We start from the raw sequence: 12,008 nt of genomic DNA on the forward strand, positions 1-12,008 counted from the left end.
GAACGCATGCTGCGCGTGGTGAAGACACTGGCGGTACTCGCCGTGCTGGCGGGAGTGGCGGCCCTGGCCGGCTATCGCTACTGGGAGAGCCGGATCGAGGCGCCCATCGCCGTGGATGAGACCACGCTCTACGAGGTACCGCGCGGTGCCGGCTACCACCAGGTGGTCCGGGATCTGGCCAGCCGCGGTATCCTGCGCGACGTTTGGGCGTTTCGCCTGCTGATCCGCCTGGAGCCCGATAGCGTGCCCTCGCTGCGCGCCGGAGAGTACGCCCTCGAGCCCGGCATGGATGGGCGCGAGTTGCTGGCGCTGCTGGGCAGCAACCAGGTCGTCACCTATCCGGTGACCATCCCCGAGGGCTGGACCTTCGCCCAGGTGCGCGCCGCGCTGGCGGAGGCGCCCAAGCTGACTCAGCGCACCGCGGAGCTCTCCGACGCGGAGGTCATGGCGCGGCTGGATCGTGAGGGCAAACACCCGGAAGGCTGGTTCTTTCCCGATACCTACCACTACCACAAGGGCATGAGCGATCTGGAGATCCTGCGCCAGGCGCACGAGCGCATGGAGGCCATGCTCGAGAGGGTGTGGGCCGAGCGCCAGGACGACCTGCCCATCGACACGCCCTACGAGGCGCTTATCCTCGCCTCGCTGATCGAGCGCGAAACCGGCGCGCCGGAAGAGCGGCGCGAGATCGCGGGCGTCTTCAAGCGGCGCCTTGAGCGTGGCATGCGCCTGCAGACCGATCCCACGGTGATCTACGGCATGGGCGAGCGCTATGCCGGCAACATCACCCGCGCCGACCTGCGCGAGGCGACGCCCTACAACACCTACGTGATCGACGGCCTGCCGCCCACGCCCATCGCCCTGCCCGGGCGGGCAGCGCTGGAGGCGGCGGTCGACCCCGAGCCCGGCGAGACCCTTTACTTCGTTGCGCGCGGCGACGGCACCCACCATTTCTCGCGCACGCTGCGTGAACACAACAATGCAGTGAACCGCTATATCCGCAACCGCTGATCGGTCGCGGGTACAGAGGCCCGGCCGTCAAGGAGTCACCATGCCCCAGCGAGGACGCTTCATCACCCTGGAAGGCGGCGAAGGGGTCGGCAAGACCACCAACCTGGCCTGGATCGAAGAGTGGCTGACGGCCCGTGGCGTGGAGGTGGTGAGGACCCGCGAGCCGGGGGGTACGCCGCGCGCCGAGGCGATTCGCCAGCTGCTGCTCGACCCGGCCGGCGACGAGCCGTTGAATGACGATGCCGAGCTGCTGCTGGTGTTCGCCGCCCGCGCCCAGCACCTGGCGCGCTGCATTCGCCCGGCCCTGGCGCGGGGCGCTTGGGTGCTGTGCGACCGCTTCACCGATGCCACCTTCGCCTACCAGGGCGGCGGTCGCGGGATCGCCGCGGCGCGCATCGCCACGCTCGAGGCATTCGTCCAGCAGGGGCTCGAGCCCGACCTGACGCTGCTGCTCGACATGCCGGTGGCCGCCGCCCAGCAGCGCCTCCAGGCCCGCCTGAGCGCCGGCGGCACCGGGCGCGATCGCTTCGAGCAGGAGCGCACCGACTTCTTCGAGGCGGTGCGCCGCACCTACCGGGAGCGCGCCGCGGCGGCCCCGGCGCGCTTTGCGGTCATCGATGCCGATGCCCCCCTGGAGGGGGTCCAGGCGCGCCTGGCCGAGACTCTCGAGGCGCGAGTCGCGCCATGGTTGCCGCAATGAGTGCCGAGGCGGCCCGCGTGCCCGCGCCGCTGCCCTGGCAGCGGCCGCTGTGGCAGCGCTACCTGGCGCAGCGCCAAGCCGGACGACTGCCCCATGCGCTGCTGGTTGCCGGCCCCCACGGGGTGGGCAAGCAGCAGTTCACCGAGGCGTTGATTGCCCACCTGCTGTGTGCCGCCCCGGGCGAGTCCGCCTGCGGGACGTGTCACGCCTGCCGGATGTTCGCCGCTGGCTACCACCCGGATCTGCGCCGCGTGGCGCCCGAGGAGGGCAAGCGGCAGATCCGCATCGACCCCATTCGTGACATCAACGCCTTCGTGGCGCAGACGGCGCAGCAGGGCGGGAATCGCGTGGTGAGCCTGGCGCCCGCCGAGGCGATGAACGTCGCCGCCGCCAACGCCCTGCTCAAGAGCCTCGAGGAGCCGGGCAGTCGCACCCAGTTCGTGCTGCTCGCCGAGGTGCCGTCGCGGATGCTGGCCACCATTCGCTCGCGTTGCCAGCACTGGAGCCTGCTCCAGCCCACCGCCGAGGAGAGCCTGCCGTGGCTGGCCGAGCGGCTGGGCAGCGAGAGCGAGGCGCAGTTCTGGTGGCAGGTCTCGGGGGGGCTGCCGCTGCTCGCCGAGGAGCTCGCGGCGCCGCCGGCCCGCGCCCTGCGCCAGCAGCTCCACGAGACCTTCGATGCCCTGGTGCGCGGTGCCGAGCCGGTGGCCGAGGCGGCGCGCCTCGACCGCCAGTCCGTCGAGGCGATCCTGTGGTACGGTATTGCCTGGCTCGAGGATCTGGTTCGCCTGGGACTCTCCGGCGACGGCGCCCGGGTACGCAACCCCGATCTGCTGCCGCTCTATCGCCAGGCGGTGAAGAATGCCCGGGTGCGCGACTGGTTCCGCCTGCTCGACTACGCCCGCGAGCAGCGTCGGCTGCTCGCCGCGGGCGGCAATCCCAATCCCCAGCTGGTCCTCGAGGCCTGGCTGGTTCGCTGGTCGGCCCTGCTGCGTTCGTGACGCCGGGCCCGGGAGGAGACACCATGGCCGCACAGAAAGCCCTGTCGCTGACCATCCAGAACGAGACGACGCTGCTCTCCGCCTACATGCCGCTGCTCGAGCGCGGCGGTATCTTCGTGCCCACCCGCGAACGCTACGACCTGGGCCAGGAGGTCTATCTGCTGTTGACCCTGCCCGGCGACCACGAGCGGATGCCGGTGACCGGGCAGGTGGTATGGGTATCGCCGGACGGCGTGGCCGGGCGCCGCGTGCCGGGTATCGGTATCCACTTCAGCCCCGACGACCAAGCGGTGCGCGACCGCATCGAGACCCTGCTGGCTGGCCATCTCGACAAGGGCGCACCAACCTATACGCTCTGAGTGTGCGAGCCTCAATCCGGTGTCGTATATCCCTTCATTGAATTCGGTAATCTCCCGCATGTTTGTCGACTCCCACTGCCATCTCGACCGCCTCGACCCGGCGACCCACGACGGTGACCTCGCCGCTGCCCTCGAGGCCGCCCGCGCATGCGGCGTGCGCCAGTTCCTGGCCATCGGCGTGACCCTGGACGAGGTGCCGGGGGTAGCAGCTATCGCCCGCGAGCACGACGACGTCGTGATCGCCGCGGGCCTTCACCCGCTCTATCAGGTCGCCGAGGAGCCCAGCATCGCCGCGATCCAGGAGACCGCCGAGCGCTACGGCGCCGTGGCCATCGGCGAGTGCGGGCTCGACTACCACTACCTGACCCAGTCGCCGGACCGGGTGCCGTCCCGCGAGGTGCAGCGCGAGCGCTTCCGCCGCCAGCTGCTCGCCGCCCGCGAGCTCGAGCTGCCGGTGATCGTTCATACCCGCGAGGCGCGCGACGAGACCCTGGCACTGATCCGCGAGCACACCGACCCCGCCGTGGGGGGCGTGCTGCACTGCTTCACCGAGGACCTCGACATGGCCCGCGAGGCGGTGCGCCACGGCTTTCTCATCTCGCTCTCCGGCATCGTCACCTTCCGCAATGCCGAGGCGCTGCGCGAGGTGGCCCGCCAGGTGCCGCTGGACCGCCTGCTGATCGAGACCGACAGCCCCTACCTGGCGCCGGTGCCGCACCGCGGCAAGCCCAACGAGCCGGCCTGGGTGGTGGAGGTGGCTGAGTGCATCGCCGCCGAGCGCGGCATCAGCGTCGAGGAGGTGGCCATGCAGACCACCGCCAACTTCTATCGCCTGTTCCGCGGCGCGGCGCCCGAGGCGCCCGCCGAGGTGCGCCAGGCCCTGGCCAGCGCCGGCCTGGTCTGACCGGCGAACGCCATCACGGAGGGCGCCATGAACCTGGAACCGCTGCTGGCCCGCATCGAGCCCTGGGGCGAGGTCCCGCCCGTGGAGCGCTGGCACCCCGAGGCGGTCGGCGAGATGGATCTGGAGATCGCCGCCGACGGTCGCTGGATTCACGAGGGAGCGGAGATTGCCCGGCCGCGGCTGGTGCGGCTGCTCTCCACCATCCTGCGTCGCGAGTCGGATGGCCACTACTACCTGGTGACCCCGGTGGAGAAGCAGCGCATCCGGGTGGTGGACCGTCCCTTCGTGATCGTCGATGCCGACCCCGATGCCGACGGCTGGTGGTTGGTCACCAATGTCGGCGACCGGCTGCGCCTCGGCGCCGTGCACCGCTTCACCGTCACCGCCACGCCCGACGGGGTCGCGGTGCCCGAGGTGCCGGTGCGTTTCGGCCTCGCGGCACGGCTGGGGCGCAACCTCTACTACCGCCTGGTGGACACTGCCGAGGCGCGCCCCGGTGAAGACGGCAGCGTCGAGCTGGGGCTGGTCAGCGACGGCGTCTGGCAGCCCTTGGGCCGGCTGGCGGCCGAGGACGCATGAGGCTGACCGCCGAGCAGCGCGCGGTGGTCGAGCACGGCGCCGGCCATGCCCGGGTGGCGGCGGTGGCCGGCTCGGGCAAGACCACCACCCTGGTGGCCCGGGTGTGGCACCTGCTGGAGCGCGGCGTGCCGCCCTCGCGGCTGCTGGTGTTGATGTTCAATCGCTCGGCCCGCGAGGATTTCCAGACCCGGCTGGCCGCCCTGGCCCCGTCGGAACAGCGCCTGCCCGATGTGCGCACCTTCCACTCCCTGGGGCATCGCCTCACCGCCAGCCTGACCCGCTGGGGGGCACTGGCGCCGCGCCAGCTGCTCGCCGCCGACTGGCAGGTGGAACGGCTGCTGCGCCAGGCGACCCTTGCCGCCCTGGACGACGATCCCGAGCGTCGTGAGGTGGCGCTGGAGGCGGACACCCTCGACGCGCTGGCGCACTTCTGCGGCCTGGTGAAGGCCGAGATGATCGCACCGGCCGCCCTCTATGAGCGCCTCGACCTGGGTGCGGAGTGCGGTCACTTCGTGGGCGCCTTCGATCATCTCGAGCACCTGCTCGCCGATCATGGCCTGATGACCTATGCGGACCTGCTCTTCCGCCCGCTGCGCGCCCTGGAAGCCGACGCCGCGCTGAGCGCACGGGTGCAGGGCTTTCTCGACCACGTCATCATCGACGAATATCAGGACATCAACCAGGCGCAGCTGCGCCTGCTCGCCACCCTGGCGGGGCGCGACGCGGCGGTTATGGCGGTGGGCGATGCCAACCAGTGCATCTACGAGTGGCGCGGGGCGCACCCCGACACCATGCGCGAGCATTTCGCCACGACCTTCGGTCCCGCCACCGACTACCCCCTCTCCACGACCTTCCGGCATGGCCACGCCCTGGCGCTGGCGGCCAACCACGCCATTGCCGCCAACCGCCGGCGTCCCGACCAGCTGTGCCTCGCCGCGCCCGGCACCCCCGCCACCCGGCTGGTCGTGGCGGCGGGGCGGGCGGCGCTGCTCGACGCCCTGGCCGACTGGCGGCGCGACGGCCGGCGTCTCGACGAGACCTGCCTGCTGGTGCGCAGCTGGGCACTGTCGGTGCCGGCCCAGCTCGCGCTGCTGCAGGCCGGCGTGCCGTTCCGCCTCGCCCGGGAGGATCGCTTCGTCTTCCGCCTGCCGCTGGTCCAGGCGCTGGCCGGCTACCTGCGCCTGTCGCGGGATGCCCGCCTGCTCGCCGACCCCGCCCTGCTCCAGCGCCTGCTCGAACAGCCCACACCCTTCGTGGCCCGCGAGCGGCTGGCGACCCTGGCGCGCCGGCTGGCCACGACGCAGCACTTTCCCGAGCGTCATGACCCGCTGATCGCCGACCTCAAACCGCTGCAGCGCCGCAACCTCAAGCGGCGCTGGGCGCTGCTCTGCGAGCTGCCGCGGCTGTCTAGCTGGCCGCCGGCGCGTCTGCTCGCCCACGTGGTGGAGCGCCTGGAGGCCGACAAGGTCCTCAAGCGGGCGGCGGCGCGCCGCGACAAGGGCGAGGAGGACGTACGCCTGCTCGATGTGCTCATCGAGCAGGCCGGCGAGGTGCGCGACCTCGACGCCTTCATCGAGCTCCTCGAGCGCCCCGTGGAGAACCATGCCGAGGGGATGCTGATCACCACCGTGCACGGTGCCAAGGGCCTGGAATGGCCGCTGGTGGTCCTGGCCGGGGCCAACGAGGAGGACTTTCCGCACTACGGACGCGACAATCCCCTGACGCCCGAGCGCCTGGAGGAGGAGCGGCGGCTCTTCTACGTGGCGATCACCCGGGCCCGCGAACGCCTGCTGGTGCTCCACGATGGCGGCGAGCATCGCCCCAGTCGCTTCATTGCCGAGAGTGCCTGGCAGGAGTGCCAGCGTGTCGGCGAGCGCCTCGACGAGCCCCAGGCGACGGGGCCGCCGCTGGCGGTCTCCGACCCGGCGCTGGTGGGCCGCTACCTGATGGCGCTGGGCCGTTCCCTGCCGCTGGAGCCCGCCCGCCGCCCGGTCGCCGCTTGCACCGAGCCGGCAGGGGGCGAAGCGTTCAGCGTCGGCCAGCGACTGCGCCACGCCGTCTTCGGCGAGGGAGAGATCGCCGTGGTGGAGGGCGACCCGGCCAATCCGGTGATCGAGGTACGCTTTCACCAGGCGGGCCGGCGGCGGCTGATCGCCCGTCGTGCGCCCATCGAACTGCTGAGTGTCGTGCCGGGGTGATGCCCGCCGTATCCACCATGCCAGGAGGTCAACCATGCCCCATCCGCTGATCACCGCCGAGGCGCTGCGCGAAGCGCTCGCCACCGCTACTCCCCCTCGGGTGCTGGACTGCCGTGCCCGGCTCAGCGACGCCACCGCCGGCGAGCGGCTGTGGCGAGAAGGTAACCTGCCCGGCAGCCAGCACCTCGATCTTGACCGTGACCTGGCCGCGCCGGCGGGGGAGGGAGGGCGCCATCCGCTGCCTTCGCCCGCGGCCTTCACTGCCGTGGTCCAGCGCCTGGGGCTGACTCCCGAGCGCCCGGTGGTGGTCTACGACGACATGGGCGGGCAACTCGCCGCGGCCCGCGCCTGGTGGATGCTGGCCATCTGGGCCGGCCATCCGGACGTGCGCATGCTCGACGGCGGCCTGCGAGCCTGGCAGGAAGCGGGCGGCGAACTACCGCTGGGCCGCGAGTCACCCCCCGTGCCGAGCGCCTGGCAGCCGCGCTTCGATGACAGCGCCTGGGTGGATGCCGGTCGCGTCCTGGTGGGCGATGAACTCAAGGTCGATGCGCGCGCCCCCGAGCGTTTCCGCGGCGAGGCCGAGCCCATCGATCCCGTGGCCGGCCATATCCCCGGCGCGGCGTGTCGGCCGAGCAGCGACAACCTGACCCCGGCGGGCTATTTCAAGTCGCCCGAGCAGCTCGCTGCCGAGCTGCCCGAGACGGCGGCGACGATCGCCTACTGCGGCTCCGGCGTCACTGCCTGCCACACCATCCTCGCGTACGCCGTGGCCGGGCGGCCGCTGCCGCGGCTCTATGCCGGCTCGTGGAGCGAGTGGATTCGCGACCCGGCGCGCCCCGTCGCCACGGGCTAGGCCCCCGCACTCGCCGACTGCGTTCCAACAAAGTGCCGTACCGGCCAGTCCCGGCGCAGCTGCTACGCTACGCTGAAACGAGGCGGCGAGCCTGGGAGGGCACGGGATGAACTTCGCGCTCATCGGTGCGGCCGGCTACATCGCGCCGCGCCACATGCAGGCCATCAAGGAGACGGGCCACGAGCTGGTGGCGGCCTACGACATCAACGACTCGGTGGGCATCATCGACTCGATCTCCACGGACTGCGCCTTTTTCACCGAATTCGAGTACTTCCTCGAGCACGCCTGGCGCCTGCGCCGCCAGCAGCGGCGGGCCCTGGACTATCTGGTGGTGTGCTCCCCCAATCACCTGCACGGTGCCCATGTCACGGCCGGGCTCTATCTGGGGTGCGACGTCATCTGCGAGAAGCCGCTGGTCTCCACCCCGGCACAGCTCGACGAGCTGCGTGCCATCGAGGCGGATACCGCGCGGCGCGTCTTCAGCATCATGCAGCTGCGCCACCACCCGGCGATACACGAGCTGCGCGACAAGGTGGCCGCCGAGCACCACGAGGGACGCTACGAGGTGGAGCTGACCTACATCACGGCGCGCGGCCCCTGGTACCTGGCCAGCTGGAAGGGCGATCCGCGCAAGTCGTTCGGCGTGGTGGCGGAGATCGGCGTGCACTTCTTCGACATGCTGCACCTGATCTTCGGCGAACTGGAACGGGCCGTGCTGCACTACCAGGATGATCACAAGGCAGCCGGCTATCTGGAGTACGAGAGGGCGCGGGTGTGCTGGTTTCTCTCCATCGACGCCGAGGACCTGCCCGACGCGGTGCGCGGCCGCCAGGCCACCTACCGGAGCATCCGCTGCGACGGGGAGGAGTTCGAGTTTTCCAGTGGCTTCAATGACCTGCATACGGTGAGCTACCGCGAGATCCTGGCCGGGCGGGGCTTTGGCATCGACTCGGTGCGCCACAGCCTGGAAACGGTCCACCGCATCCGCCGCATGCACCCGCAGCCGCCGCAGGCGGACCAGGCCCACCCGCGCCTGCGCGCGCTGGCACTCGGTCGGGCCCCGGCCGCCCTGGCGGACCGCTGAGCGGGAGCCATGGAATTCATCGACCTGGCCGCCCAGCAGGCGCGCCTCAAGCCGCGGCTCGAGGCGGCGATTCAGGCGGTCCTGGCCCATGGCCGCTACGTGCTGGGCCCGGAGGTCGAGGCACTGGAAAGACGTTTGGCCGAGCGGGTGGGGGTGAACCACTGCATCAGCTGTGGAAACGGCACTGCTGCGTTGCAGATCGGGCTCATGGGGCTGGGCGTCGGCCCCGGTGACGAGGTGATCGTGCCGGGCTTCAGCTTCATCGCCACGGCCGAGAGCGTGGTGCTTGCCGGGGCGCGCCCCGTCTACGTCGATATCGACCCCCGTACCTGCCTGCTGGACCCCGACGGTCTGGAGGCGGCGATCACCCCGCGCACCCGCGCCATCCTGCCGGTGTCGCTGTTTGGCCAGTGTGCCGACATGGAGGCAGTCGAGGCCGTGGCGGTCCGCCACAGCCTCGCAGTGCTCGAGGATGCTGCCCAGAGCTTCGGCGCCACCCGCCACGGTCGCCCCTCGGGCGCGCTGTCGCGCCTCGCCGCCACCAGCTTCTTTCCCAGCAAGCCGCTGGGCGCCTACGGCGACGGCGGGGCGCTGTTCACCGACGACGACGAGCTGGCCGAGGCACTGCGCTGCATTGCCCGCCACGGCGAGGCGGCGCCTTATCACCACGTTCGCTTGGGCATGAACAGTCGTCTCGATACCCTGCAGGCGGCGGTGCTGCTGGTGAAGCTCGAGTGCTTCGACGACGAGCTGGCGCGACGCCGCACCGTGGCCGAGCGCTACGATCGTCTGCTCGCGCCGCTCGACGTTGCCCTGCCGATGCTGGCGCCGGGCAACGCCAGCGTGCATGCCCAGTACAGCCTCCAGCTCGCCGGTCGTGACGCGGCGCGCGCGCGGCTCGCCGCGGCCGGCATTCCCACCGCCGTCCATTACCCCTGTCCACTGTATCGCCAACTGGCGTTGATGGATCCGGATTGTTCACTGCCCGCCTGCGAAGCGGTGTGCCAGCGGATTCTCAGCCTACCGATGCACCCCTACCTGGAGGAGGCGCAGCAGCGGCGAGTGGTCGAGGTGCTGGCCGCCGCCCTGAAGGCCGAAGGGCACGTCTGAACGAGGTGGGGCCTGCGATGGCAGGCCCCGGTCCTGAGTGGGGCCGCTCAGGCACTCACATATTGGGGTAGTTGGGCCCGCCGCCGCCTTCCGGCGCCACCCAGTTGATGTTCTGGGCCGGGTCCTTGATGTCGCAGGTCTTGCAGTGCACGCAGTTCTGGAAATTGATCTGGAACTGCGGCTTGCCGTCATCCCCCTCGACCACCTCGTAGACCGCGGCCGGGCAGTAGCGCTGCGCCGGCTCGGCGTACTCGGGCAGGTTGTCGCGGATCGGGATGTCCGGATCGGTCAGCTTGAGGTGGCAAGGCTGGTCCTCCTCGTGATTGGTGTTCGACAAAAACACCGAGGAGAGCTTGTCGAAGGAGAGCTTGCCGTCGGGCTTCGGGTAGTCGATCTTCTCGCATTCCGCGGCGGGCTTGAGCCGGGCATGATCCGGGGTGGTGTCGTGCTGGGTGGGCAGCTTGCCGCCCAGCAACTGGTCGGCGAAGTTGTAGGCGCCGCCGAGCACGGTGCCGTACTTGTGGATCGCCGGCCCGAAGCTGGCGCTCGCCTTGAGCTCGGCGTAGGCCCAGCTCGCTTCCCACTTGCCGGTGAAGGCGGTCAGCTCCTGGCCGCCCTCGTCGCCGTCGGCAATGGCTTCGAACACCGTCTCCGCGGCCACCATGCCGGACTTCATGGCCGTGTGCAGGCCCTTGATCTTGGCGAAGTTCAGCGTGCCGGCATCGCAGCCGATCAGCAGCCCGCCGGGGAAGGTCATCTTCGGCAGGCAGTTGAAGCCCCCTTTGGTGATGGAGCGCGCGCCGTAGGCCACGCGGGTGCCACCCTCCAGATGCTGCTTGAGCAGCGGGTGGTGTTTCATGCGCTGGAACTCGTCGAACGGCGAGAGCCAGGGGTTCTGGTAGGAGAGGTCCATGATCAGGCCGACCACCGCCTGCTGGTTGTCGCCGTGGTAGAGGAACCAGCCGCCATGGGTGTGCTTGTCCAGCGGCCAGCCGGAGCCGTGCAGCACCAGGCCCGGCTCGTACGTGTCGGCGGGAATGTCCCACAACTCCTTGAGGCCGATGCCGTAGTGCTGTGGGTCGCGCCCCTCGTCCAGGCTGAACCGCTGGATCAGCCGCTTGCCCAGATGGCCGCGGGAGCCCTCGGCGAACAGGGTGTACTTGGCGCGCAGCTCCATGCCCGGCATGTAGCTGTCCTTGGGCTGGCCATCGGCGCCCACGCCCATGTCGCCGATGAGGATACCGCGCACGATCTCATCCTCGTCGACGATCACGTCCTGGGCGGCGAAGCCGGGGAAGATCTCGACCCCCAGGGATTCCGCCTGTTCGGCCAGCCAGCGGCTCAGGTTGCCGGCACTGATCACGTAGCGCGCGTGCTCGCCGCCGAGGTTGTGCATGCTCGGCGGTACCAGGGCGCCCGGCAGTTTCTGGGCTTTCTCGGCATCCCGGAGCAGGTAGACCTCGTCGCGGCTTGCCGGGGTGGTGAGCGGGGCACCACGGTCGGCCCAGTCGGGAAAGAGCTCATCCAGGGCGCGGGGTTCGAAGATCGCCCCCGAGAGAATGTGTGCGCCCACCTCGGAGCCTTTTTCCACCACGCACACCGAGAGTTCCCGCTCGGCATCGTTCGCCTGCTGCATCAGCCGGCAGGCGGCCGCCAGGCCCGAGGGGCCGGCACCCACGATGACCACGTCGAAATCCATGGCATCGCGTTCGACTTGTTCCTGCTGTTCGTTATCCACCTGCACTCTCCTCCCTCACCGGCGACGTGGGGCGTACCACCAACGTCGAAAGGTTTTAAAACGGTCGTTTGCTTCTCGATATTCTCCATGATAGGCATAATAGACGAACCAGGTCACCCCCGACGATGGGTAGTTGCCGCTTGCAGCGGCGCGTGGGGATTGTTGCAGCCACTGCGGCTGTGGCACATTGGGTACGTTTTTGGGTGCGGCGCCTATCAAACGCTTGCATGAAACGTATAAAGGCATGTCGAACGGTTCTATGCCGGGCTTGAGGGTAGACATCGGGCGTCGGGGCGGTGCGACTGGCCCCCTCGATGCCGATACCGGCGTTCCGGTGCCGAGCCGGGCGATCGACGTGCGTCTCACCAGACGGTTCGTAAGAGTGAACCAAGCGAGGACACCATGAAAGTACTCGTCGCGGTCAAACGCGTCATCGACTACAACGTCAAGATCCGGGTCAAGCCGGACAAC

The 12,008-nt window shown here is 70.1% G+C and carries 12 protein-coding genes; 10 read left to right on the forward strand and 2 right to left on the reverse strand.

What is annotated here, in order from left to right:
- Positions 1-6 precede the first annotated feature (6 nt).
- From mltG to FEF15_RS10410, 10 genes are all read left to right on the forward strand, one after another.
- The gene (gene mltG / locus FEF15_RS10365; RefSeq protein WP_163559091.1) at positions 7-1,011 is read left to right on the forward strand and encodes an endolytic transglycosylase MltG; all 1,005 of its coding nucleotides are present in this window, start codon (positions 7-9) and stop codon (positions 1,009-1,011) included.
- A 40-nt stretch (positions 1,012-1,051) separates the two neighbouring features.
- Positions 1,052-1,711, forward strand: coding sequence for a dTMP kinase (gene tmk / locus FEF15_RS10370; protein WP_163559092.1), 660 nt, complete (start codon positions 1,052-1,054; stop codon positions 1,709-1,711).
- Positions 1,696-2,709 carry a DNA polymerase III subunit delta' gene (locus tag FEF15_RS10375; protein ID WP_240454134.1) on the forward strand — a complete coding sequence of 338 codons (1,014 nt, stop codon included), beginning with the start codon at positions 1,696-1,698 and terminating at the stop codon, positions 2,707-2,709. Before tmk ends, FEF15_RS10375 begins: the two co-directional genes overlap by 16 nt.
- 23 nt (positions 2,710-2,732) lie before the next feature.
- Positions 2,733-3,068 (forward strand): PilZ domain-containing protein, encoded by a 336-nt coding sequence (locus FEF15_RS10380; RefSeq protein WP_163559093.1) that lies wholly within the window; start codon positions 2,733-2,735, stop codon positions 3,066-3,068.
- 58 nt (positions 3,069-3,126) lie between these two features.
- A complete protein-coding gene (locus tag FEF15_RS10385) occupies positions 3,127-3,972 on the forward strand; it encodes a TatD family hydrolase (protein WP_163559094.1) in 846 nt (281 codons plus the stop codon).
- A gap of 27 nt (positions 3,973-3,999) precedes the next feature.
- Entirely contained in the window at positions 4,000-4,551 is a 552-nt protein-coding gene (locus FEF15_RS10390; protein WP_163559095.1) for a DUF1285 domain-containing protein, read from the forward strand.
- Complete coding sequence (locus tag FEF15_RS10395; RefSeq protein ID WP_163559096.1) at positions 4,548-6,749, forward strand: ATP-dependent helicase; 2,202 nt, start codon at positions 4,548-4,550, stop codon at positions 6,747-6,749. Before FEF15_RS10390 ends, FEF15_RS10395 begins: the two co-directional genes overlap by 4 nt.
- Positions 6,750-6,783: 34 nt before the next feature.
- Entirely contained in the window at positions 6,784-7,605 is an 822-nt protein-coding gene (locus tag FEF15_RS10400) for a sulfurtransferase (RefSeq protein WP_163559097.1), read from the forward strand.
- A 106-nt stretch (positions 7,606-7,711) separates the two neighbouring features.
- Positions 7,712-8,689 carry a Gfo/Idh/MocA family oxidoreductase gene (locus FEF15_RS10405; RefSeq protein WP_163559098.1) on the forward strand — a complete coding sequence of 326 codons (978 nt, stop codon included), beginning with the start codon at positions 7,712-7,714 and terminating at the stop codon, positions 8,687-8,689.
- A gap of 9 nt (positions 8,690-8,698) precedes the next feature.
- Complete coding sequence (locus tag FEF15_RS10410; protein WP_163559099.1) at positions 8,699-9,799, forward strand: DegT/DnrJ/EryC1/StrS family aminotransferase; 1,101 nt, start codon at positions 8,699-8,701, stop codon at positions 9,797-9,799.
- A gap of 55 nt (positions 9,800-9,854) precedes the next feature.
- Here FEF15_RS10410 and FEF15_RS10415 read toward each other — a convergent pair whose 3' ends face one another.
- Together FEF15_RS10415 and FEF15_RS19260 are read right to left on the reverse strand one after the other, a co-directional pair.
- Positions 9,855-11,498, reverse strand: coding sequence for an electron transfer flavoprotein-ubiquinone oxidoreductase (locus FEF15_RS10415; RefSeq protein WP_163559103.1), 1,644 nt, complete (start codon positions 11,496-11,498; stop codon positions 9,855-9,857).
- Positions 11,499-11,552: 54 nt separating this feature from the next.
- Positions 11,553-12,008 (reverse strand): hypothetical protein (locus FEF15_RS19260; protein WP_205598515.1); only part of this gene is annotated, 456 nt, incomplete at its 5' end.

This window comes from Halomonas sp. NO4, assembly GCF_010994375.1.
Lineage (GTDB): Bacteria > Pseudomonadota > Gammaproteobacteria > Pseudomonadales > Halomonadaceae > Halomonas.